Below are 23,077 nucleotides of genomic sequence, written 5' to 3'. Positions count from 1 at the left end.
AGCTGAAAGACCACGAAATCGTGTCAAGGTTCACAAAAAAAGAGTGACTGGCCGCACGCTATGGGTGAGTGGAAGCTAGGCATCGCCCAGCTTCACACTGAAAAGACAGCCGTGGGGTTCACGGCTGCTCAGGCTGACGCTCCAGCCCTGGTTGACGCAGATGCGCTGCACCAGCGACAAGCCCAGCCCCAGGCCTTCGCCCCGCTGCTCGTCACCTCGAACAAAGGGCTGAAACATCGCGTTGCGTTTTTCCTCGGGAATGCCGATGCCGCTGTCTTCGACATGGAAGCCGGTTTGCGTCAGGGTCAGGCGCACGAAGCCGGTGTCGGTGTAGTGCCAGGCATTGCGCAGCAGGTTGCCCATCACCGAGTGCAGGAAGGCCTGGTTGTAGACTTCGCTCGAATGGTTATCCACGACATAGATGAATTCCAGACCCTTGGCTTCGATCTGCCGTCCCCAGATCTCCACCAGTTCATCGGCAGTACGTCTGAGCGTCGCGGTGGGGTTGCCATGACTGGCCGCCTCGCGATCCCGAGCGAGCAGCAGGAAGGTCTCGACCAACTGGCTCATGCCATCCGTGGCCCGGGCGATGCGGGTCACCTGCCGTTGCGAGCGCTCATCCAGCTCACTGCCGAGCAGCAGATCGCAGGAGCTCGCCAGGATCATCAACGGCGTACGCAGCTCGTGACTGACATCGCTGGTGAACATCTGCTCGCGGTTGAGTGCGGCGCGCAATTTGCTCAGGGTTTCATCGAACGAGCGCGCCAGTTCGCCGACCTCGTCGTCGGTGTAGTCCGGCGACAACGGCGGCGCCAGGCCGAGCATCTTGTCGCGGTGACGCACCTGCCGCGCCAGACGCACCACCGGCGCCATCACGCGGCGTGCCAGCAACCCGCCCAGCAGGATCGCCAGGGCGATGCTCAACAGAAAGCCGGCGCCCACCACGATGAACAGCACATGGGCGCGCTGCTCCATGCCCTCCTGATCGCGCAACAGGACATATTGGCGCCCGTCGACCTGGGCAACCATGGCGTAGTAGGTGCGTGGACCGAGGGTGAGCTCCTGGAACCCGACCGGCAGGGTCTTGAGTTCATCGGGCATGCTCAGGTCGCCGTCGCCGCCATCGATGTAGAAAAGCTCGTCTTTCTCGGGGCGATGACGCCAGTCGTCCGCATTGTCCACCAGCAACAGGCGGTGCATGTTGCCGCTCAGGCTCATGGTCGTCAGCTTGCGCTCCACCAGATGCACGGTGGCCACGATACCCACCGCGAACACCCCAGCGACGAACGCGCTCATCAGGGCAAACACGATGACGATGCGGCGACTCAGACTCTGCTTGAACTCCATACTGCTCCAGTGGGTGCTTGCACGGGACGGCCCGACCGTGCCCGGGCCGAGCATGATTATAGGAGCGCTCGGAACAATCAACCCTTGCCGTGACTTTCTCGAGGTGAGGGGTCGCTATCAGGGATTTCCCATTCCACAGCAGCGTGACCGGGAGGTCATAATTAAAATATGTAGTGCTGCTATAAAAGCACTACATATCCATTGACGCGCCTCTCCCGGCCTTGCATGATGAGGCCGTCTCCCTGATCGGGAACAGAGCGGAGCCCGAATGGGCCCTGCTCGATGAGCCATCGAGCCACTCCGATGACCTCCGCGTACCAGGCGGGCCGCTGGAACCTGAATCGCATGAGTTTAATGTAGTCAGGATCGTCGGCACTACACATCGAGCTCGAGCCAGTACTGACCTAGACGGACAACACCTGAAGCGTATCGGCGGACGCGTGTTGAAGACGACAACCTGACAGATCACACAGAGCTCAAGGAGCGTAATCATGAACCTGAATCAGCAACCTACCGTTGACCAACTTGCCCGTATCCTGGCAGCCGGCCGTGACACGCTGGACGATCACATTCTTTGGGTGTGCAAGCGTGGCGACGTGCATATAGATGCCTTGGCCAACGACGCCGACGGCGAAGCATTCGAGCGCAATCACCCAGAACTGCGTGCACGCATGCCTATCTACCGGCGTGGCAAAGGCTACGTTGGCAAGAAAGCTGCGGCTGACCGACAGTTCGTCAACGATGTATTCCAGACACTCAACCGGGAATGGAGCCTGAGCCAGGGCCAAGGCCAGGTTCGACGGATCGCGAGCTATTGCTGAACTCGATCGGGGTGAACCTGAACCACTGCGTCAACCCGGACGCGGCTCGCGCCGCTGCTACAGAGAGTGATGCCATCCTGTAGCAGCGGCGCAAGCCGCATCGGCGGACACTGCGGTATGCCTGGACCACCGCATCAATCAAAACGCGGATTGCAACCTCCTGTAGCAGCGGCGCAAGCCGCGTCGGCGGACACCGCGGTATGCCTGGACCACCGCATCAATCAAAACGCGGATTGCAACCTCCTGTAGCAGCGGCGCAAGCCGCGTCGGCGGACACCGCGGTATGCCCGGACCACCGCATCAATCACAACGCGGATTGCAACCCCCTGTAGCAGCGGCGCAAGCCGCGTCGGCGGACACCGCGGTGTGTCTGGATCACCGCATCGATTTGACGTCGGGTGTGGGTTTATCCAAAGTAGCCGCCTCTCCCCGCTATCAGGATGCGTTGCGTGACCCATTTCCGTTTTCCCTGGCGGCGCCTGCTCATCGGCGTCGTGCCCGCGCTGGCGCTGTTGTCCGCCTGCGACAGCGACAACAAGCCTGTCGAAACCACCCACCCCGTCGCCACTTACGCACCCGCCACATGGGATGACCTGCCCAAGGTCAGCGACAGCGACCTGCAGGCCGGTTTTGCGGCCTGGCGCTCGGCCTGCCAGCGTCTGGCCAAGGACCCGATCTGGGGCGCTACCTGCGCCGGCGCGCAATCGGTGGACACCTCCCCTGCCGCGATCCGCGCTTTCCTCCAGGCGCAATTGCAGGTCTATGGCCTGCGCTCAGCCGAAAAAGGCGAACACGGCCTGATCACCGGCTACTACGAACCCGTCTATTCGGGCAGCCTCAAGGCCGACGCGCAACATCCGGTACCCGTCTACGGCGTGCCAACCGACATGATCAGCGTGCAATTGGACAGCCTTTACCCCGAGCTCAAGGGCAAGCGCCTGCGCGGTCGGCTCGATGGTCAGGTACTGCGCCCTTATGACGACGCCGCCACGATCCAGCGCCAAGGCATCAATGCCCCCGTGGTCGCCTGGATGCGCGACCCCATGGACCTGCAGTTCCTGCAGATCCAGGGCTCGGGCCGCCTGCAACTGGACAGCGGCCGGCAGCTGCGCGTTGGCTACGCCGACCAGAACGGCCATCCGTATCGCCCAGTCGGCCGCTGGCTGGTCGAGCAAGGCCTGCTCAAGAAGGAAGAAGTCAGCATGGGCCGTATCCGCGAGTGGGCTGTGGCCAATCCGCAGCGGGTACCGGAACTGCTCGCCAGCAACCCCAGCTACGTGTTCTTCAGCCTGCGCCCGGACAGCAACGAAGGCCCCCGCGGTTCACTCAACGTGCCGCTGACCGCTGGCTACAGTGTGGCAATCGATCGCAAAGTGATACCGCTGGGCAGTCTGTTGTGGCTGTCCACTACACGCCCTGACGGCAGCCCCGTGGTGCGCCCGGTCGCGGCTCAGGACACCGGTGGCGCCATTGCCGGCGAAGTGCGTGCGGATCTGTTCTGGGGGACGGGGAACGAAGCCGGGGAACTGGCCGGCAACATGAAGCAGGAAGGTCAGGTGTGGCTGCTCTGGCCCAAAGGTGCAGCGCTGCCGACGCCCTGAAGCAGATAGCGCCTCGATAAGCAGGGTGCCTGACCGTCAGGCACCCCGCTCTCTCACGCCAGCAATTTCTCGATCTGTTGGTGCAGCGTGTCCAGGTCGAATGGCTTGGCCAGGATCGGCGCCTTGCGCGCGATCGGGCTGTTGGTCTCTTCGATCTCTGCCGGATAGCCACTGATGAAGATGACTTTGAGGTCTGGTCGCAACAGCACTGCCGGTTCGGCGATCTTCACCCCGGAAATCCCGCCAGGCAAACGGTAGTCCGTCACCATCAGGTCAAGGTGCGGCTTGGTCGAAAGGATCTCCAGCGCCTGCTCGCCGTTTTCGGCTTTCAGGACGCGATAACCCTGACCCTCCAGGTAATCCGCCAGTACCATCAATATCAGCGGTTCGTCCTCGACGATGAGAACGACATCTTGTGCATCTTCACTCATGGGGAAGCCTATGTACGTGTGTGTTTCGCTGCCATTACGACCATGACCTTCGACAGAGGTTGCGTGTGATTGCGCTTATTCCTACAGCGGCAGGCTGACTCGGAACGTCGCGCCGTCGCCCAGCGCACTCTCGACCTCGATACGTCCACCATGAGCGGCCACGATCTGCTCGGAAATGAACAACCCCAGGCCCAGCCCGGCCACCACGTTGCTACCGGAAACGCGCTCGAACTGCTGAAAGATACGCAGCTGGTTTTCCTTGCTGATGCCGATGCCATGGTCGCGCACTTCCACGCGCGCCCAACCGTTGTGTCCATACACGGTGACCTCCACCGGGCCTTTGCCACCGTAGCGCAAGGCATTGGAAATCAGGTTGCTGACCACCTGCTCAATGCGGAACTCGTCCCAGATACCCAGCACCGGCTCATCGGCCTGCAGGCTGATCGTGCAATCGGCGGCATCCACCTGGGGTGCGAAACTGTCGACCAGGTTGCGCACCAATTGCGCGAGGTCGAACTGGGCAGGTCGGATGGACAGCTTGCCGGTACGGATCCGCGACACATCGAGCATGTCTTCGATCAGACGAATCAGGCTCTGGATCTGGCGCTCGTCGCGCTCGACCATGGCGCGCATCTTGTCGAGGGTGAAGGCGTCGGCGTTATCGCGTGCCAGGTGCAACTTGCGCAGTTGGGTTTCCAGGATCAGACCGTTGAGCGGCGTGCGCACCTCGTGGGAGACGATCGACATGAAGTCGTCACGCATGCGCACCGCATGTTCCAGCTCGCTTTGGGTCACCTGCAGACGCTTGAGCAGGACCTCCTGCTCCTGGCGCGAGCGCTCGAGCGCATCGAGCTGCTCCTTGAGGGTCTTGCGCTGACGGTACAGGTCGACGAACACGCTGACCTTGCTCTTCACCGCCTGCATGTCCAGCGGCTTGTGCAGAAAGTCGACCGCGCCGCTCTCGTAGCCCTTGAAGGCATAGTTGAGCTCGCGCCCGGCGGCGCTGACGAAGACGATCGGAATGTTCTTGGTCTTCTCGGTGCTGCGCATCAGCTCTGCCAGCTCGAAGCCGTTCATGCCCGGCATCTGCACGTCGAGAATGGCCATGGCGAATTCGTGCTGCAGCAACAATGAAAGGGCTTCATCGGCCGACAACGCCTTGTGCACCTCACGGCCGGGACTGGCGATCAACGCCTCCAGCGCCAGCAGGTTTTCCGGCAGGTCATCGACGATCAACAATTTTGCTTGGACGTTGCTTAGCATGTGCTTCGTTCCAGCTCGGCAAGCAAACAGCCAATGCCGTGGAGTGAAAGAATATGGTCAGGCGTCTGCAGGCGGATGGCCGCCTGCGGCATGACCGCAACCCGCGCCTCGGCGGGGTCTTGGACGATGGTCAAGCCACCCTTGCGTTTGATGCTGGCCAGGCCGCGCGCACCGTCTTCGTTGGCACCGGTCAGCAGAACGCCGATCAGGCCGGCGCCATAGGCATCGGCTGCCGAATCGAAGAGGAAGTCGATGGCGGGACGGGAATAATGCACCCGTTCCTCCTGGCTCAACGAGAGGCTGAAATCGCGCTCCACCGACAGGTGGTAGCTGGGCCCGGCGAAATAGAACATACCCGCCTCGATCGGCTCCTTGTCCCGGGCCTGGCGCACCGGCCGATTCAAGCGCCGCTCGAACACTTCCGCCAGCTGGCTGTGACGCTCGTCGGGCAGGTGCAGTACCGTCAGCACCGGCAGCTTGAAATTCGTCGGCAACTGGCCGTAGATGCCCAGCAACGCTTCCACGCCGCCGGCCGAAGCCCCCACCACCACCGCTTGAAAACGACTCATGACTTGCGATAGATCCGTTCCGGGCGCGTCAGGGTTTCGAAACGCGAACTGTAGGCCGAGAAATCCAGGGTTTCCTTGCTGCCCAGCATGAGAAAGCCACGCCGGCTCAGGGACTCGTGAAACAGCCCGAAGGCACGGTCCTGCAAGCCCTTGTTGAAATAGATGAGCACATTGCGACACGACACCAGTTGCGTCTCGGAAAACACGCTGTCGGTGGCCAGGCTGTGGTCGGCGAAAGTCACGTTGGCGCGCAGGCTGCTGTCGAAGATCGCGTTGCCGTAGGCCGCCGTATAATAGTCGGAGAACGAACGAGTGCCACCGGCGCGCTGGTAGTTCTGCGTGTAGGCGCGCACGCTTTCCATGGAATAGATGCCTTGCTTGGCCTTTTCCAGGGAGGTGGGGTTGATGTCGGTGGCGTAGATGATGGTGCGTTCGAGGAGACCCTCCTCGCGCAGCAGGATGGCCATCGAGTAGACCTCCTCGCCGGTGCTGCAGCCGGCGATCCAGACCTTCACCGACGGATAGGTCTTGAGCAGCGGCACCACTTCGCGGCGCAAGGCCAGGAAGTGCTCGGGATCGCGGAACATCTCGCTGACCGGAATCGTCAGGTACTGCAGCAGCTCCATGAACGCCGTGGGCTCGTGCAGCACCCGCGCCTGCAGCGACGAGACGCTGCCGCACTCCATCTGCCGCAGGGCGTGCAGAATGCGGCGCTTCACCGAAGCGCCGGAATAGTCACGGAAATCGTAGCTGTAGGTGAGGTAGATCGCCTCGATCAACAGCCGGATCTCGATATCGATATGGCGTTCGGCAGCCGGTTGCAACGACTGATCGGCCGGGGAATTACTCACTACATGCGCTCCAGTTGCGGCAACCAGACGCGGATCAGGGAGAAAAGGCGGTCCAGGTCGATGGGCTTGGCCAGGTAATCATTGGAGCCGGCCTGCAGGCAGCGCTCCTGATCGTCCTTCATGGCCTTGGCGGTCACCGCAATGATCGGCAGCTTGCGCCAGCGTGGATCCTTGCGGATCTCGCGGGTCGCTTCGTAGCCGTCCATCTCGGGCATCATCACATCCATCAACACCAGATCGATGTCCTCGACCTGATTCAACTTGTCGATCGCCTCACGGCCGTTACGGCCCACTTCAACGATGGCGCCCTTGTGTTCCAGGGCGCTGGTCAAGGCGAAGATATTGCGCACGTCGTCGTCGACCACGAGGATCTTGCGGCCCTCGAAGACCTTGTCGCGACTGCGGGCGGTTTTCAACATCTTCTGCCGCTCATGGGACAACTGCGATTCGACTTTGTGCAGAAACAGGGTCACTTCGTCGAGCAGACGTTCGGGCGAGCGCGCGCCCTTGATGATGATCGAGCGCGAGTACTTGAGCAGCTCGGTTTCTTCGTCGCGGGTCAGGTTGCGTCCGGTGTAGACGATCACCGGCGGGAACGAGCGGATCTCCTCGTTGGACATGCGCTTGAGCAGGTCGCCGCCGAGCATGTCGGGCAACTTGAGGTCGATGATCATGCAGTCGTAGACGTTGTCGCGCAGCAGGTCGAGCGCTTCCTGGGCAAAGCCCACGGCGGTGATCTCGACGTCGTCGTCGCCGATCAGCAGGGAAATGCTTTCGCGCTGCAGGTCGTCGTCTTCCACCAGCAGAATGCGCTTGAGCTTTTGGGTGAGCTTGGCTTCCAGGCGGCCGAAGACTTCCTTGAGCTCATCACGCGTGGCCGGCTTGACCGCATAGCCGATGGCGCCCATGTGCATGGCCGCCTCGACCCGGTCCTCGACCGAGATCACGTGCACCGGGATGTGCCGGGTGGTGGCCAGTTCCTTCAGGCGCTGCAGTACGGTCAGCCCGGAATGGTCGGGCAGGCGCATGTCGAGCAGCACCGCATCGGGCACAAAGGTCGCTGCCAGATCGAAGCCCTCGTCGGCACCGTGTGCGACCAGACAGTGGTAGCCCAGCTCGTGGGCGAGGTCGTAGAGAATGCGGGCGAAATTGGGTTCGTCTTCGACGACCAGAATGCAGCGCTTGGTGAACGGCCCCTTGTCACGGTCGTCGGCGAAGCGAGCCACGGTCAGCGGTGCTTCGATCACCGCCGGGGTGTTGGATACCGGCTGCGGCGCGATGACCATGGGCTGCGGTGCGTGTCGCGGTGCCTCGATGATCTCTTCGTAACGCTGCGGCAGGACCAGGGTGAAGGTGCTGCCCTTGCCCAGCTCGCTGGTGACGGTGATGTAGCCACCGAGCATGTTGGCCAGGTCGCGGGAAATCGACAGGCCTAGGCCGGTGCCACCGTAGCGCCGGTTGGTGGTGCCGTCGGCCTGGCGGAACGCTTCGAAAATGGCTTGCTGCTGGTCGACGGCAATGCCGATGCCAGTGTCGCGAATCTGGAAGGCGATGCCGTCATTGGCGTGGCCGGAGACCAGCAGCTCGACCATGCCGTGTTCGGTGAACTTGAGGGCGTTGGCCAACAGGTTCTTGAGAATCTGCTCGACGCGCTGGCGATCGGTGTAGAGCATTGCCGGGGCATCGGGAAGAATCTGTACCGAGAGCTCGAGGTGCTTCTGCCCGGCCAGCGGCTCGAAGGTCATGCGCAGACTGTCCACCAGCCGCGGCACGCTGCTGTTTTCCGGACGCAGGTCGAGCTTGCCGGCCTCGACCTTGGAAATGTCCAGAATGTCGTTGATCAGGTTGAGCAGATCGTTGCCCGCCGAATAGATCGACTCGGCGAACTTGACCTGATCGGCCGTGAGGTTCTCCTGGGGGTTTTCCGCCAGCAACTTGGCCAGGATCAGCGAGCTGTTGAGCGGCGTGCGCAGCTCGTGGGACATGTTGGCGAGGAACTCGGACTTGTAGCGGCTTGAACGCTGCAGCTCGTCGGCGCGCTCTTCGAGCTGCACCTGGGCCTGGTTCAACTCCAGGTTCTTGCGATCCAGCGCATCGCGCTGCTCGCCCAGGGCTTCGGTCCGTTCGGCCAGCTGCTCGTTGGTCTGCTCCAGCTCGGCCTGCTGGGTTTCCAGGTACGCCTGGGACTCCTTGAGCACCCGTGACTGCTCTTCGAGCTCTTCGTTGGCGGTCTTGAGCTCTTCCTGCTGCACTTGCAGTTCTTCATTGAGCTGTTGGGTTTCGGCGAGCACTTCCTGCAGACGCTGGCGATAGCGCGCCGCTTCGATGGCGGTGCCGATGTTGTCGGCCAGCAATTCGACGATTTCAAGGTCGCGGTCGGTCAAGGGGCGCAGGAAGCCCAGCTCGACCACGGCATTGATGTGGTCGTTGTCGCTGGTCGGTATGACCAGTACGCTGCGCGCCGCGCCCTCGCCCAGGCCGGAGCTCAGGCGCAGGTAATCGGCCGGCACGTCGTCCAGACGAATGACCCGGTTGCGCTGCACGGCCTGGCCGGCGATGCCCTCGCCATTGATCAGTACCTGATCCATCACCTCACGCTCGCGGGAGAACCCGTACGAAGCGATGCGGCGCAGGTTGCCTTGTTCTTCGCGGATGTACACCGCGGCGACTACCGTGCCCAGGTATTGGGCGAAGAATTGCAGCATGTTGCGGCCCAGCATCTGCAACGTCTGCTGGCCCAGCAACTGCTCGGCCAGTTGCGTCTGACCGGTGCGCAGCCAAGCCTGGTCCTGCAGGCGCTTGGCACCCTTCTGCAAGGCGGCCAGGTTGCCACCATAGGAGGTCGACAGCTCGGTCATGTCGCGTCGGCCGAAATAGGCGAGCAAGGCGCTGACCACGAAAACGAACAGCACATAGAGGCTGACCGAGGTCCAGATGGTGCGCGACACGTTCTCGCTGCGCTCCACCCGCAGTTGCTGCTCCATGGCGATGAAGCCTTCATATTCCTTGCGGATCGCATCGGTCAGGCGCTTGCCGCGGCCGGTCTGGACCACGCTGGAATAGTCGCCGGTGGAGCGTTTGAGCGCGATCAACTGCTCGCCGTAGTCGAGCCAGTCCTTTTGCAGCGCCATAATCCGCGTCAGCCGATCGACCTGGCGCGGGTTGTCGCTGACCAACGCCTGCAACGCCGGCAGCTCGGCAGCCAGACGCGGCTTGGCCAGCTCATAGGGATCCAGGTAGCCTTCGGCGCCCGACAACAGGTAACCGCGCATGCCGGTTTCCATGTCGATGGACAGCTTGGTCGCCTCGTTGGCGTTGTTGATCACGCGGTCGGTGTGCTCGACCCAGTCGATCACGGACAGCAGGTAGACGATGATGCCGATGAACACGGCGGCGCTGAGCACGCCGACGCCCAGCGGCAGGCCGACGTTGCGACTGAGCAGCCGACGGAAGCTTTGTTCGTCGATCGAAGAGGGTTTGTTCATGTCCTTGGACCCGGATCCTGTAATCGAGGCGGGGGATTTTGCCGCAATTCGATCAAAGAGTTAGGTTTTTTCCGTACGTCTTGTAAGAATTTTCATATCTAAACGTGGGAACAGTCTCGTTTAATGGCTCCGCAGGCATGGTCTGGCCCCGACCCATGCTTTATGATGGCGCCCTGCCTCCCAGGTGCTCGTTGCCCCGAGGCGCATCGATATCTGCGAAATGACGGCTCGGCGCCGTCAGCGCCCTTTGCCGACCAGGATCCGAACGATGTCCGATACCGCCAAAACCATTCTTGTCGTCGAAGACGACGCGATCGTCCGTATGCTGATCGTGGACGTGCTGGAGGAATTCGAATTCGAGGTACTGGAAGCCGAGGATGGACCGGGCGCCCTGAAATTTCTCGAAGATGCCGCCAAGACCATCGACCTGATGATGACCGACATGGGCTTGCCCGGCATGGATGGCAAGGAATTGGCCCAAAAGGCGCGCGTTCTGCGCCCGGTACTGCCAGTACTGTTTGCCAGCGGCTACGCCGAAGCCCTCGACGTGCCGGCGGGCATGAGCAGTATCGGCAAGCCGTTTTCCATCGACCAGTTGCGCGACAAGGTCAAGAGCATGCTGGCGGCCTGAAGCCTGCCTGCCGCTACACCGGGGCGCGTAATCATGGCCTAATACGCGCCCGGTTTTTCCCCGAGTCTCGTTCATGCCCTTTCAACGCGTTCTGGTCATCGGCTATGTCTGGCCCGAGCCCACCTCATCGGCGGCCGGCGGGCACATGATGCAGCTGCTGCACTGCTTCGTGGCCCAGGGCTGGGAGGTCACCTTCGCCAGCCCCGCCAAGGTCGGCGAACACAAGGCCGATCTGGCGACGCTGGGCATCGCCGAGCAGACCATCGAACTCAACAACGACAGCTTCGACCGTTTCGTCGGCGTCTTGCAGCCGGACATGGTGCTGTTCGACCGTTTCATGATGGAAGAACAGTTCGGCTGGCGCGTGGAGCTGCACTGTCCGCAAGCCGTGCGTGTGCTTGAAACCTGTGACCTGCAAAGCCTGCGCGACGCCCGCCAGGGCCTGCTCAAGGAACGTCTGCAAGCCAGTGGCGATGAAAACAACTTCACTGCGTTGTTCGACATATCGCCCGACATCCTCTACCAGCACATGAGCGAGGCCGACGTCACCCAGCGCGAAGTCGCCGCTATCTTCCGCTGTGACCTGAGCCTGATGATCTCGCCCTTCGAATCGCAGTTGCTGGTGGAGCGTTTCGGCGTGCCGCCCGATCTGCTCCACGACTGTCCTTTGATGGTCGAGCCATTGCCCACGCCTCCTCTGGATTTCGAGCAGCGCGCGAACTTCGTGTGCATCGGCAACTTTCGTCACGCGCCCAATTGGGACGCCGTGCTGTGGCTGAAAAATCAAGTGTGGCCACGCATCCGCAAGCGACTGCCGCGGGCCGAGCTGCATGTGTACGGCGCCTACACACCGCCCAAGGCCACGGCCCTGCACAACCCTACACACGGTTTTCTGGTCAAGGGCTGGGCAGCGGACGCCCTGCAGGTGGTCGGTCAGGCGCGGGTGGCCCTGGCACCCCTGCGCTTTGGCGCCGGCATCAAGGGCAAGCTGCTAGATGCCATGCTTTGCGGTACCCCCAGCGTGACCACCCCGTGGGGTGCAGAAGGCATGCGCACGGGTGACCGCTGGCCAGGCGAAATCGGCCGCAGCGCCGACGAATTGGCGGAGGCCGCGGTGCTGTTGTACGACCACAAAGAGCGATGGCACGCGGCCCAGATACAGTGCCGGGAGCATCTGCTTGCCGCCTATGCAATGGAGCACCATGCACAAGCACTGGCCCGGCGTCTGCAGCAGCTTCACGCGAACCTCCCGCAGCATCGGCGTGCCAATTTCATCGGCGCCATGCTTCGCCATCACCTGCACAAGAGCACGAAATATTTTTCGCAGTGGATCCAATCCAAGAACCAATCGATCTAAGCATGTACTGGACGCAAGTAGTCGGACAACTAAACTCTAGTCCTCAAGCAGCGTTTCCATGCTCATTCAGGAGGAACGACAATGGCGCCCATGACCAGCACCAAGGTGTACGACTCCGATCTGATGCGTAAGCTACGCATCCAACATGCCGACCTCCGCCCGGCGCTGAAGAAAGTCTCGACGTTTCTGCAAGCCAATCCCTACCGCAGCGCAACGCTCAACATAGAAGAACTGGCTGCTGCGACCGGCACTTCCACCGCTGCCGTCAACCGTCTGGCCAATGCGATAGGGTTCAACGGCTTCACCGGATTGCGCTTCGCCCTGATGGAAAATCTGCTCGCCGTGGTCTCTTCGGCCGATGTCATCGAGGACAGGCTGAAGCAATCACCCGATACCGGCTTTCATCTGGGCCAGCAGATCGACCTGAGCAAGCACCACCTGGAAAACGTCGCACGCATGAACGACAGCCAGACCTTCGAGGACATGGCCCGGCAGTTGGCACGCTCGCAAAATGTCTTCGTGGTCGGTTTGGGCAACAGTTTTCATATCGCCCAGATCGCAGCGGCCGGGCTCAATCCGTTCTGTGTCGGGGCGCACTGCGTGACACTGGATGGGGGTATGGAAGGCTCGGCCTACCGACTGAGCAACATCACCAGCAACGATGCACTGCTGGCGATCGCCCTGCCCGCCTACACCGGTGAAACCATACGCATGGCCGAGTTCGCTCAATCGCGCAACGCCTGCGTCATGAGCATCACCGACTGCCCGGCATCGCCCTTGGCAGAACTGTCCCACATGAGCCTGTTCATCCCCGCCACACATCCGGTATTGCCTAACTCCAAAGTCGGACTGATGGCCGCCGTCGAGGCGCTGTTGGCGCAGCTACAGCTCCTGAAACCAACGCTCAGCGAGGCCCAGCCGTCGCTGGCCGACTGGAAACCGCAGCGCAGCAGCGTGCGTCCTACGTGGCCAGACCTGATGCGCCCCTCAACACCCCGCAAGCACGACGACTCCTGCTGAGCCTGGTCATCTCAGCCTTGGACGCGCAGCACCGAACGCCGTTATGCTTGAGTGCGCATTCCCGATCGGCACAATCATAAAAGCAGCCACGGCATGACTCGACCCACGCGAATCACCGACCCTTCCTATGAATTGATGGACGACCACGAAGGTCGCTCGATCATCTACCGCCAGCACGGCTTCCCGTGTCCGCTGGTGCGCTGGCATTTCCACAAGGAATACGAACTGCACCTGCTGGTCGCGACGTCGGGCAAAGTGTTCGTGGGTGACTACATCGGCAATTTCAATCCGGGCAGCCTGTTTCTGACCGGACCCAACCTGCCGCACAACTGGATCAGCCAGATGCAAAGCGGCCAATCGGTGAACAAGCGCGACATGCTGGTCAATTTCACCGACGAGCTGTTCGACCAGGGCCATCAGGTGTTCAGCGAACTGCGCAGCCTCGCCCCGCTGCTGGAGCGGGCACGCTATGGCATCGAATTTCGCTGCCCGCAGACCATCGCTCAAGCCAGCGTGTCGATGCAGCGTATTGCCGACAGCCAGGGCATCAGTCGCCTCGGCCATTTCCTGATTCTCATGGAATCGCTGGCCGCCTGTGACGATTACCAACTGCTGTCAGGCACCGCCGCCGTCCAGGACGCCGACGAGCACGCGGTCGAACGGACCAACCGCGCCGTCGACTACATCTTCGCCCACTACGCCCGTGAGTTGTCCCTGGAAGAAGTCGCAGCCTACCTGGGCATGAAACCCACCTACTTCTCCAGGGTGTTCAAGCAAGCCACCGGCCGCTGCTTCGTCGAATTCGTCAACCGGCTACGCATCAGCAAGTCCTGCGAGCTGCTGGCCGATGGCGATCGCCCAGTGACGGACGTGTGCTTCGAATCGGGCTTCAACAATATCTCCAATTTCAACCGTCGCTTTCAGCAGCTCAAGGGCATGACGCCGTCGCACTATCGTCGTCTGGCCATGCAACGGCTGAGCTCCTGAAACCTGTACGAAACCTCACAGCGCCTGCCTGTATCCCTCTGGCACGCCGCGCGCATGGCGCGGCCAGTGCAAATTAGTATCAGTGCAGGTGCACCCAGGGATTTGTCAGAACGGCTGCGGGGGTCTGTAATCACAGCCAGTGCTTCACCTCGACGAAGACACAAGAATAATAACCAAGGCCGCCTCCCGGCGTGCCGAAGAGGAATGCGAGATGACCATCGACCGCAAACATCTACTCGTTGCCGGCGCCCTGTGCGGTGCACTGTCCCTCAGCGGCTACAGCTACGCTGACACCACCCTGACCATCGCTACCGTCAACAACAGCGACATGATTCGCATGCAGCGCCTGGCCAAGACCTTCGAGACCGAGCATCCCGACATCAAGCTCAGCTGGGTGGTACTGGAAGAAAACGTGCTGCGCCAGCGCCTGACCACCGATATCGCGACCCAGGGCGGCCAGTTCGACGTGCTGACCATCGGCATGTACGAAGCCTCGCTGTGGGGCGCCAAGGGCTGGCTGTCACCGATGAAGGACCTGCCCGCCAGCTACGACATCGACGATGTCTTCCCTTCGGTACGCGAAGGCCTGTCGGTGAAGGGTCAGTTGTACGCCCTGCCGTTCTACGCCGAAAGCTCGATGACCTACTACCGCACCGACCTGTTCAAGGCGGCCGGGCTGGAAATGCCGGAGAAACCCACCTGGACACAGATCGCCGACTTCGCCGGCAAACTCACCGACAAGAGCAAGGACCAATACGGCCTGTGCCTGCGCGGCAAGGCCGGCTGGGGCGAGAACATGGCCTTGATCACCACCGTGGCCAACAGCTTCGGCGGCAGCTGGTTCAACAATGAGTGGAAGCCGCAGTTCGACAGCGAGGCGTGGAAGAAGGCGCTCAACTTCTACGTCGACAACATGAAGAAATCCGGCCCGCCGGGCGCATCGAGCAACGGCTTCAACGAGAACCTGGCCCTGTTCAACAGCGGCAAGTGCGCCATCTGGGTCGACGCCAGCGTGGCCGGCTCCTTCACCATGGACAAGACCCAGAGCAAGGTCGCCGACAGCGTGGGCTTCACCTTCGCCCCCCACGAAACCACCGACAAGGGCTCCGCCTGGTTGTACTCCTGGGCCCTGGCCATTCCGACCAGCTCGAAGAACCAGCAAGCCGCGCAGCAATTCTCGGCCTGGGCGACCTCCAAGGAGTACGCCGCGCTGGTGGCCAAGACCGACGGCGTGGCCAACGTGCCGCCGGGTACGCGCAAATCCACCTACACCGATGAGTACCTGAAGGCGGCGCCGTTCGCGCACATCACCCTCGAATCGCTGAAAGTGGCCGATCCCAAGCAGACCGATACCAAGCCGTATGTGGGTATCCAACTGGTGACGATCCCCGAGTTCCAGGCCATCGGTACCGAGGTCGGCAAGGCATTTTCTGCCGCGCTGACCGGCCAGAGCACGGCCGATCAGGCTTTGGTCGTCGCGCAGACAGCCACCGAGCGGGCCATGAAGCGCGCCGGCTACCCCAAGCAGTAACACGTCTGCCCTGCTGCCCGCCGATTGCGGCGGGCAGCGCTGCTCACCAGGTGCGCACTCATGAATACTACGACTGCCAAGCCCCAGCCAGACACGGCTGAGGTGACGGGCAAGCGCCGCTTGTCCAACCCCGGCTGGTTTCTGGTCACCCCTTCGGTCGCCTTGCTGCTGCTGTGGATGATCGTGCCGCTGGGCATGACCGTGTACTTCTCGCTGATCCGCTACAACCTGCTGTACCCCGGCGAAAACGAATTCGTGGGGCTCGAGAATTTCAGCTTCTTTCTCACCGACGCAGGCTTCATGCCGGGCGCCACCAACACCTTGCTGCTGGTGGGCAGCGTGCTGCTGATCAGCGTGGTGTTCGGCGTATTGATCGCCGCGCTGCTGGAAGCCAGCGAGTTTCTCGGCCGCGGGATCGTGCGGGTGATGCTGATCTCGCCGTTCTTCATCATGCCCACGGTGGGCGCGCTGATCTTCAAGAACCTGATCTTCCACCCGGTCTCGGGCATTCTCGCCGCGGTGTGGAAGTTCTTCGGCGCCGAACCGGTCGACTGGCTCGCTCATTACCCATTGTTCTCGATCATCGTCATCGTCAGTTGGCAATGGCTGCCGTTCGCCATCCTCTTGCTGATGACCGCCATGCAGTCCTTGGACCAGGAGCAGAAGGAAGCGGCGCGGCTGGACGGTGCCGGTGCCCTGGCGATCTTCTGGCACCTGACGCTGCCGCACCTGGCGCGACCCATCGCGGTGGTGGTCATGATCGAAACGATCTTCCTGCTCTCGGTGTTCGCTGAAATCTTCACCACGACCAACGGCGGACCGGGCTTTGCGTCCACCAACCTCGCCTACCTGATCTACAACCAGGCGCTGGTGCAGTTCGACGTGGGCATGGCCTCGGCCGGTGGCTTGATCGCCGTGGTCATCGCCAACATCGCCGCGATCATCCTGGTGCGGATGATCGGCAAAAACCTCACCGACAAGAACTGAAGGCCTGCGCCATGACACTTCAACAATCGCGTCGCCTGCAAAGTCTGGTCCTGGGCTGCCTGGCCTGGGCTATAGCCATCGTGGTGTTCTTTCCGATCTTCTGGATGGTGCTGACCAGCTTCAAGACCGAGATCGACGCTTTCGCCACGCCACCGCAGTTCATTTTCACGCCCACGCTGGAAAACTACCTGCACATCCAGGAACGCAGCGACTACCTGCACTTCGCCTGGAACTCGGTGCTGATTTCGTTCAGCGCCACGGCTCTGTGCATGTTGATCGCCGTGCCGGCCGCCTACTCGATGGCGTTCTACGAGACCAAGCGCACCAAGCAGACCCTGCTGTGGATGCTCTCCACCAAGATGCTGCCACCGGTGGGCGTGCTGATGCCCATCTACCTGCTGGCCAAGGGTGCCGGCCTGCTCGATTCGCGCATCGCCTTGATCGTCATCTACACCCTGATCAACCTGCCGATCGTGGTCTGGATGGTGTACACCTACTTCAAGGACATTCCCCGGGAAATACTCGAAGCGGCACGCCTGGACGGTGCCACGCTGGGTCAGGAAATGCTCCGGGTGCTGTTGCCGATCAGCAAGGGCGGACTGGCTTCGACCGTGCTGCTGTCACTGATTCTGTGCTGGAACGAAGCGTTCTGGTCGCTGAACCTGACCAGTTCCGGCGCCGCTCCGTTGACTGCGCTGATCGCCTCCTACTCCAGCCCCGAAGGGCTGTTCTGGGCCAAGCTGTCGGCCGTCTCGACCCTGGCCTGCGCACCGATCCTGATCTTCGGCTGGATCAGCCAGAAGCAGCTGGTGCGCGGCCTGTCCTTCGGGGCAGTCAAGTGAGCCAGTCACGTTTGCTTCACGCAACCCTGTGGGAGCGGGTTCTACCCGCGAAGACGCCCGCCCGAACACCACCTCCTTCCAAAGGACCACACCCATGGCCACTCTGAAAATAAAAAACCTGAAAAAGGGCTTCGAAGGTCTGCAGATCATCAAGGGCATCGACCTGGAAGTGCACGACCGCGAATTCGTGGTGTTCGTCGGCCCGTCGGGCTGCGGCAAGTCGACCCTGCTGCGCCTGATCGCCGGGCTCGAAGAAGTGAGCAGCGGCACCATCGAACTGGACGGCCGCGACATCACCGAAGTGACGCCTGCCAAGCGCGACCTGGCCATGGTGTTCCAGACCTACGCCCTGTATCCGCACATGACCGTGCGCAAGAACCTGTCGTTCGCCCTGGACCTGGCCGGCAAACCCAAGGCCGAGGTCGAAAGCAAGGTGGCGGAAGCGGCGCGCATCCTCGAACTCGGTGCCCTGCTCGACCGCAAGCCCAAGCAATTGTCCGGTGGCCAGCGCCAGCGTGTGGCGATCGGGCGGGCCATCGTGCGCCATCCGAAAATCTTCCTGTTCGACGAACCGCTGTCCAACCTCGACGCCGCCCTGCGCGTGCAGACCCGCCTGGAACTGTCGCGCCTGCACAAGGAGCTGCAGGCCACCATGATCTACGTGACCCATGACCAGGTCGAGGCCATGACCCTGGCCGACAAGGTGGTGGTACTCAACGGCGGCCGTGTCGAACAGGTCGGTTCACCTCTCGAGCTTTATCACCACCCGGCCAACCTGTTCGTCGCCGGTTTTCTCGGCACGCCCAAGATGGGTTTCCTCAAGGGCAAGCTCAGCCGCGTCGACGGCCAGGGCTGCGAAGTCGCTCTGGACGCCGGCACCCATATCTACCTGCCACGTGTCAGCCAGACGTTGAGCGTGGGCGACTCGGTGACCCTGGGCATCCGCCCCGAGCACCTCGACCTTGCCCAACCGGGGCAATGCCAACTGGCGGTGACCGCCGACGTCAGCGAGCGCCTGGGCAGCGACACTTTCTGCCATGTGATCACCGACTCCCAGGAGCCGCTCACCCTGCGCATTCGCGGTGATCTGCGCAGCCAGTATGGCGAACGCCTGAGCCTGCTGCTGGACCCCCAGTACTGCCACCTTTTCGACGCCCAGGGCATTGCCGTGGCCAAACCGCTCCAGGCCGCTGCCTGATACAGGACCGATGATGAAACTCAATCGACAGAATCTGCACCAGCTCGCCGAACACATCCAGTTGCCGACCTACGATCCTGCGACCCGTGCACATGGCATCGTCCACATCGGTGTGGGCGGTTTTCATCGCGCACACCAGGCCTTCTATACCGATGCGTTGATGAACACAGGAGAGGCCGAACAGTGGGCGATCTGTGGCGCCGGACTGCGCAGCGAAGACCGCAAGGTCCGCGACGCCCTGGCCGAGCAGGACTTCTATTACACCCTGTTCGAGCTGGGCGATACCCCGGACACCGAAGTGCGCGTGATCGGCGCGATCACCGACATGCTCCTGGCCGAAGACGGCGCTCAGGCGTTGATCGATAAACTGGCCGAGCCTTCCGTGCGCATCGTCTCGCTGACCATTACCGAAGGCGGCTATTGCATCGATGACAGCAACGGCGAGTTCATGGCCCACCTGCCACAGATCCAGCACGACCTGGCTCATCCGCAGTCACCCGGCACGGTGTTCGGCTTTCTCTGCGCGGCGTTGAGGCAACGTCGCGATGCCGGTATCGAAGCATTCACCGTGATGTCTTGTGACAACCTTCCGCACAACGGCGCGGTCGCCCGCAAGGCCCTGCTGGCGTTCGCCGCGCTGCATGATCCAGCACTGCACGACTGGATCGCCAGCCATGTACAGTTCCCCAATGCCATGGTCGACCGCATCACGCCCATGACCAGCGATGCCCACCGCGCGCAGCTGCACGAGCGCCATGGTGTCGACGACAGCTGGCCGGTGGTCTGCGAGCCATTCGTGCAATGGGTGCTCGAAGACAAGTTCGGCGCCGGTCGGCCCGCGTGGGAAAAGGTCGGCGTGCAGTTCACCGACGACGTCACGCCCTATGAAGAAATGAAGATCAAGCTGCTCAACGGCAGTCACCTGGCCCTGACCTACCTAGGCTTCCTCAAGGGCTACCGTTTCGTTCACGAAACCATGAACGATCCACTGTTCGTGCGCTATATCCGCGCCTATATGGACCTTGACGTCACCCCGCAACTGGCGTCCGTTCCCGGTATCGACCTGGAGGGCTACAAGGACACCCTGATCGAGCGTTTCTCCAACGAGGCCATCGCCGATCAACTGGAGCGCGTCTGTTCGGATGGTTCCTCGAAGTTTCCCAAGTTCACCGTACCGACCATCAACCGGCTGATCGCCGACGGGCAGAGCACCGAGCGCGCGGCACTGGTGGTGGCGGCCTGGGCGCTCTACCTGGGCGGCGTCGACGAAAACGGCACCCACTACAGCATTCCCGACCCGCGCGCTGCGTTCTGCCAGGCACTGGTTGCCGACCCGGCCTCGCTCACCGAGCGGCTGCTGGGCGTCGAGGAAATTTTCGGCACTCGGATTCCCCAGTCGGCGGAGTTCGTGGCAGCGTTCGAACGCAATCTGCACAGCCTGCGTACCCAGGGCGTGCAGGCCACCCTGGAACATATGCTGGACGGCAAGGAGTAAGCGGCCATGTTTCTCGGGATCGACTGCGGCACCCAAGGGACCAAGGCGCTGATCCTTGACGCGGACAGCGGCCAGGTCATGGGCCAGGGCTCGGCCTCCCATCACATGATCAGCGGCGAAAACGGCCGTCGCGAACAGGAGACGGGCGACTGGCTCACCGCTTTCGAGCAGGCCACTGCCCAGGCGCTGGCCCAGGCCGGCATCGATGGTCAGCAGATTCTGGGTATCGGTGTGTCCGGGCAGCAGCACGGGCTGGTGTTGCTCGACGCCGATGGTCAGGCGCTGCGGCCGGCGAAGCTGTGGTGCGACACCGAAAGCACGCCGCAGAACGAGCGCCTGCTGGCCGAGCTGGGCGGTGAGCAGGGCTCGCTCGACCGCCTGGGGCTGGTGATCGCGCCGGGCTATACCGTGTCCAAGCTGCTCTGGACGCGGGAGCACCATCCGGAGATCTTCGAACGGATCGCCCATGTGCTGCTGCCCCATGACTACCTGAATTTCTGGCTCACCGGGCAGGCCCGCGCCGAGTACGGGGATGCCTCGGGCACCGGTTATTTCAACGTGCGCGAACGCCAGTGGGACCTCCCCCTGCTGCGGCAGATCGACCCTAGCGGCCGTCTGGAAGCCGCGTTGCCGCGGTTGATCGAGGCGCACCAGCCGGTGGGCACCATTCGCCCGGGCATTGCTGCGCGCCTGGGCATCAATCCACTGGCAGTGGTCGCCAGTGGTGGTGGCGACAACATGATGGGCGCCATCGGCACGGACAACATTCACCCTGGGATCATCACCATGAGCCTGGGGTCTTCAGGCACGGTGTACGCCTACAGTGACCGTCCCACCGTGCTGGAAGAACCGGCGGTGGCAAGCTTCTGCTCGTCGTCGGGAGGGTGGTTGCCGCTGATCTGCACCATGAACCTGACCAACGTCACCACGGCGGTACGTGAGCTGCTGCAGCTCGACATCAGCGGATTCAACCAGGCGGTGGCGCAGGCGCCGATCGGGGCGGAAGGCATCGTGATGCTGCCGTTCCTGAACGGTGAACGGGTGCCTGCCCTGCCCCACGCCACCGGGTCCGTGCTGGGCTTGACCACCAACAACCTGAACGCTGCGAACCTGTGTCGCGCGGCAGTGGAAGGCACGACCTTCGGCCTGCGCTATGGCCTGGATCTGCTGCGGGCCGGGGGCCTGCAGACTCATGCCATACGCTTGATCGGCGGCGGTTCGAAGAGCCCGGTGTGGCGCCAGTTGGTGGCCGACGTCATGGACGCGCCCGTCGTGTGTACCGAACAACCGGAAGCGGCGGCCCTGGGCGCAGCCATTCAGGCCGCCTGGTGTGCCGGTCAGGATCCGGACGGACTGGCCGCGTTATGCAAACGCTGTGTGCGGCTGGACGACACCAGCCACACCCAACCCATCCCTGCCAATGTCCTCGCCTACCACGGTGCCTATCAGCGTTACCGCCAGCACATTCCGGTATAACCCGCCCCGCCGCTACACGGTCTTGCGTCACCCCTGTAGCAGCGGCGCGAGCCGCGTCTGAGACACCGCGGTGGGTCATGTTCACCACGCCGTCCCTGACGCGGCTTGCGCCGCTGCTACAGAGGGAGTGGTTACAGGTCGGGCTGGATGATTTCGACCCAGTAACCGTCCGGGTCCTTGATGAAGGCGATGCTCTTCATCCGGCCATCGGTCAGACGCTTCTGGAAATCCACGCCCAATGTTTCGAAGCGCTCACAGGCAGCGTGGATATCTGGCACCGACACACAGATGTGCCCGAAGCCACGAGGATCGCTGTTGCCGTCATGGTAGGCGAAATCGGCGTCATTCTCGGTGCCATGGTTATGGGTCAGTTCCAGAATGCCCGGCATGGATTTCATCCAGGTGGTACGCGCCTTGTCATCCACGGGGATAGTCGACTTGTCCACCAGCGCCAGGAAATACAGGCTGAACTGCGCCTCGGCGAAGTCACGCTTTTCAACCAGACTGAAACCCAGTACGCGAGTATAGAAGTCCAGCGACTTCTCGATGTTCTTGACCCGCAACATAGTGTGGTTGAAGACGAACTGGGATGTGGCGGCTTCAGGTTGCGCGGTAACACCGGGCACATTGTTCAAATGATCGAGGCTCATGAAAGCTCCCTTGAATGAATGGGCAGTAGCTGCGGTTGATGATACGGAACGGTGCGGATGATGCCAAACCAGATACGGCATCGAACGCGCGACACGGAGACGCGGGGGGATTGAAAAATGGAGGAAAACGTAAAACGCGGGCAATAAGAAGCCCGCCGAAGCGGGCATTTGGGGCGCTGTTCCATCAGCGGATTTCATAGTGGAACAGTGGCTGTGAAAAGGATGTGAAAACTTCGAAGAGCATCCGCTGTTTTTTGTGGCGCTGCCGAACGGTCACATCCGACTGTATAAAAGCATGCAACTCCAGTGCGATATAACTGTGGCAACCGTAGTTGCGTAAGTGCTATCCAGGAAGTGTATAAGTCAAAATCGACGCAGCTCGCGCCGCTGCTACAGAGCCCGCGATCCCCCGTAGCAGCGGCGCAAGCCGCGTCAGCGGTACACGCAATCCCCCTGTAGCAGCGGCGCAAGCCGCGTCGGCGGTAGACGCGGTGCGCCTGGGTGAACGCGTTGAAGGCTGACGCGGCTTGCGCCG

General features: G+C 62.0%; 19 protein-coding genes. 12 read left to right on the top strand and 7 right to left on the bottom strand.

The features are described 5' to 3' along the window. Positions 1-75 precede the first annotated feature (75 nt). Positions 76-1,347, bottom strand: a complete 1,272-nt coding sequence (locus tag QMX89_RS14935; protein WP_282348784.1) for a HAMP domain-containing sensor histidine kinase — start codon at positions 1,345-1,347, stop codon at positions 76-78. Between the two features lie 491 nt (positions 1,348-1,838). Between QMX89_RS14935 and QMX89_RS14930 the strand changes: the two genes are divergently transcribed. Then, on the top strand, positions 1,839-2,168 hold the full coding sequence (locus tag QMX89_RS14930; protein WP_282348783.1) for a hypothetical protein: 330 nt from the start codon (positions 1,839-1,841) through the stop codon (positions 2,166-2,168). A 494-nt stretch (positions 2,169-2,662) separates the two neighbouring features. Further along, positions 2,663-3,769 (top strand): MltA domain-containing protein, encoded by a 1,107-nt coding sequence (locus QMX89_RS14925; protein ID WP_282348809.1) that lies wholly within the window; start codon positions 2,663-2,665, stop codon positions 3,767-3,769. A 53-nt stretch (positions 3,770-3,822) separates the two neighbouring features. Here the strand turns inward: QMX89_RS14925 and QMX89_RS14920 are convergent, their stop codons facing one another. The 5 genes from QMX89_RS14920 to QMX89_RS14900 form a co-directional block, all read right to left on the bottom strand. Beyond that, entirely contained in the window at positions 3,823-4,200 is a 378-nt protein-coding gene (locus tag QMX89_RS14920; protein ID WP_122742806.1) for a response regulator, read from the bottom strand. 81 nt (positions 4,201-4,281) lie between these two features. Beyond that, entirely contained in the window at positions 4,282-5,463 is a 1,182-nt protein-coding gene (locus tag QMX89_RS14915) for a hybrid sensor histidine kinase/response regulator (RefSeq protein WP_122742805.1), read from the bottom strand. Next, positions 5,457-6,032 (bottom strand): chemotaxis protein CheB, encoded by a 576-nt coding sequence (locus QMX89_RS14910; protein ID WP_122742804.1) that lies wholly within the window; start codon positions 6,030-6,032, stop codon positions 5,457-5,459. The genes QMX89_RS14915 and QMX89_RS14910 overlap by 7 nt, the downstream gene beginning before the upstream one ends. Then, positions 6,029-6,856 carry a protein-glutamate O-methyltransferase CheR gene (locus tag QMX89_RS14905; RefSeq protein ID WP_122742830.1) on the bottom strand — a complete coding sequence of 276 codons (828 nt, stop codon included), beginning with the start codon at positions 6,854-6,856 and terminating at the stop codon, positions 6,029-6,031. The genes QMX89_RS14910 and QMX89_RS14905 overlap by 4 nt, the downstream gene beginning before the upstream one ends. Positions 6,857-6,882: 26 nt before the next feature. Beyond that, a complete protein-coding gene (locus QMX89_RS14900; RefSeq protein ID WP_192067323.1) occupies positions 6,883-10,368 on the bottom strand; it encodes a response regulator in 3,486 nt (1,161 codons plus the stop codon). A 268-nt stretch (positions 10,369-10,636) separates the two neighbouring features. Here QMX89_RS14900 and QMX89_RS14895 point away from each other — a divergent pair, with 268 nt between their 5' ends. From QMX89_RS14895 to xylB, 10 genes are all read left to right on the top strand, one after another. Next, positions 10,637-10,999 carry a response regulator gene (locus QMX89_RS14895; RefSeq protein ID WP_134722451.1) on the top strand — a complete coding sequence of 121 codons (363 nt, stop codon included), beginning with the start codon at positions 10,637-10,639 and terminating at the stop codon, positions 10,997-10,999. Between the two features lie 73 nt (positions 11,000-11,072). Then, the gene (locus QMX89_RS14890) at positions 11,073-12,356 is read left to right on the top strand and encodes a glycosyltransferase family 4 protein (protein WP_282348782.1); all 1,284 of its coding nucleotides are present in this window, start codon (positions 11,073-11,075) and stop codon (positions 12,354-12,356) included. Positions 12,357-12,437: 81 nt separating this feature from the next. Beyond that, complete coding sequence (locus tag QMX89_RS14885) at positions 12,438-13,376, top strand: MurR/RpiR family transcriptional regulator (protein ID WP_282348781.1); 939 nt, start codon at positions 12,438-12,440, stop codon at positions 13,374-13,376. A gap of 93 nt (positions 13,377-13,469) precedes the next feature. Beyond that, complete coding sequence (locus tag QMX89_RS14880; protein WP_122742799.1) at positions 13,470-14,363, top strand: AraC family transcriptional regulator; 894 nt, start codon at positions 13,470-13,472, stop codon at positions 14,361-14,363. Between the two features lie 211 nt (positions 14,364-14,574). Further along, complete coding sequence (locus QMX89_RS14875; RefSeq protein ID WP_282348780.1) at positions 14,575-15,894, top strand: sugar ABC transporter substrate-binding protein; 1,320 nt, start codon at positions 14,575-14,577, stop codon at positions 15,892-15,894. A 60-nt stretch (positions 15,895-15,954) separates the two neighbouring features. Then, positions 15,955-16,881, top strand: coding sequence for a sugar ABC transporter permease (locus tag QMX89_RS14870; protein WP_043189238.1), 927 nt, complete (start codon positions 15,955-15,957; stop codon positions 16,879-16,881). A gap of 11 nt (positions 16,882-16,892) precedes the next feature. Then, complete coding sequence (locus QMX89_RS14865; RefSeq protein WP_049859462.1) at positions 16,893-17,723, top strand: carbohydrate ABC transporter permease; 831 nt, start codon at positions 16,893-16,895, stop codon at positions 17,721-17,723. 94 nt (positions 17,724-17,817) lie between these two features. Next, positions 17,818-18,921, top strand: a complete 1,104-nt coding sequence (ugpC, locus tag QMX89_RS14860) for a sn-glycerol-3-phosphate ABC transporter ATP-binding protein UgpC (RefSeq protein ID WP_282348779.1) — start codon at positions 17,818-17,820, stop codon at positions 18,919-18,921. 13 nt (positions 18,922-18,934) lie between these two features. Beyond that, entirely contained in the window at positions 18,935-20,416 is a 1,482-nt protein-coding gene (locus tag QMX89_RS14855) for a mannitol dehydrogenase family protein (protein WP_282348778.1), read from the top strand. 6 nt (positions 20,417-20,422) lie between these two features. Continuing rightward, complete coding sequence (gene xylB, locus QMX89_RS14850) at positions 20,423-21,892, top strand: xylulokinase (RefSeq protein ID WP_282348777.1); 1,470 nt, start codon at positions 20,423-20,425, stop codon at positions 21,890-21,892. 131 nt (positions 21,893-22,023) lie between these two features. Here xylB and gloA read toward each other — a convergent pair whose 3' ends face one another. Beyond that, complete coding sequence (gene gloA, locus QMX89_RS14845; RefSeq protein ID WP_049859458.1) at positions 22,024-22,542, bottom strand: lactoylglutathione lyase; 519 nt, start codon at positions 22,540-22,542, stop codon at positions 22,024-22,026. Positions 22,543-23,077 lie beyond the last annotated feature (535 nt).

The organism is Pseudomonas sp. PS01301 (genome assembly GCF_029960215.1).
Taxonomy (GTDB): Bacteria; Pseudomonadota; Gammaproteobacteria; order Pseudomonadales; family Pseudomonadaceae; genus Aquipseudomonas; species Aquipseudomonas coleopterorum.
The sequence above is the reverse complement of the archived record's forward strand: the minus strand, read 5'-3'. Positions and strand labels throughout refer to the sequence as shown.

Excerpts from the sequence above, each read along its gene's own strand:
- xylB (WP_282348777.1), top strand. The coding sequence starts at position 20,423 with ATGTTTCTCGGGATCGACTGCGGCACCCAAGGGACCAAGGCGCTGATC.
- QMX89_RS14900 (WP_192067323.1), bottom strand. The coding sequence starts at position 10,368 with ATGAACAAACCCTCTTCGATCGACGAACAAAGCTTCCGTCGGCTGCTC.
- ugpC (WP_282348779.1), top strand. The coding sequence starts at position 17,818 with ATGGCCACTCTGAAAATAAAAAACCTGAAAAAGGGCTTCGAAGGTCTG.
- QMX89_RS14855 (WP_282348778.1), top strand. The coding sequence starts at position 18,935 with ATGAAACTCAATCGACAGAATCTGCACCAGCTCGCCGAACACATCCAG.
- QMX89_RS14890 (WP_282348782.1), top strand. The coding sequence starts at position 11,073 with ATGCCCTTTCAACGCGTTCTGGTCATCGGCTATGTCTGGCCCGAGCCC.
- QMX89_RS14915 (WP_122742805.1), bottom strand. The coding sequence starts at position 5,463 with ATGCTAAGCAACGTCCAAGCAAAATTGTTGATCGTCGATGACCTGCCG.
- QMX89_RS14910 (WP_122742804.1), bottom strand. The coding sequence starts at position 6,032 with ATGAGTCGTTTTCAAGCGGTGGTGGTGGGGGCTTCGGCCGGCGGCGTG.
- QMX89_RS14895 (WP_134722451.1), top strand. The coding sequence starts at position 10,637 with ATGTCCGATACCGCCAAAACCATTCTTGTCGTCGAAGACGACGCGATC.
- QMX89_RS14935 (WP_282348784.1), bottom strand. The coding sequence starts at position 1,347 with ATGGAGTTCAAGCAGAGTCTGAGTCGCCGCATCGTCATCGTGTTTGCC.
- QMX89_RS14885 (WP_282348781.1), top strand. The coding sequence starts at position 12,438 with ATGGCGCCCATGACCAGCACCAAGGTGTACGACTCCGATCTGATGCGT.
- QMX89_RS14930 (WP_282348783.1), top strand. The coding sequence starts at position 1,839 with ATGAACCTGAATCAGCAACCTACCGTTGACCAACTTGCCCGTATCCTG.
- QMX89_RS14920 (WP_122742806.1), bottom strand. The coding sequence starts at position 4,200 with ATGAGTGAAGATGCACAAGATGTCGTTCTCATCGTCGAGGACGAACCG.
- QMX89_RS14870 (WP_043189238.1), top strand. The coding sequence starts at position 15,955 with ATGAATACTACGACTGCCAAGCCCCAGCCAGACACGGCTGAGGTGACG.
- QMX89_RS14865 (WP_049859462.1), top strand. The coding sequence starts at position 16,893 with ATGACACTTCAACAATCGCGTCGCCTGCAAAGTCTGGTCCTGGGCTGC.
- QMX89_RS14875 (WP_282348780.1), top strand. The coding sequence starts at position 14,575 with ATGACCATCGACCGCAAACATCTACTCGTTGCCGGCGCCCTGTGCGGT.
- QMX89_RS14880 (WP_122742799.1), top strand. The coding sequence starts at position 13,470 with ATGACTCGACCCACGCGAATCACCGACCCTTCCTATGAATTGATGGAC.
- gloA (WP_049859458.1), bottom strand. The coding sequence starts at position 22,542 with ATGAGCCTCGATCATTTGAACAATGTGCCCGGTGTTACCGCGCAACCT.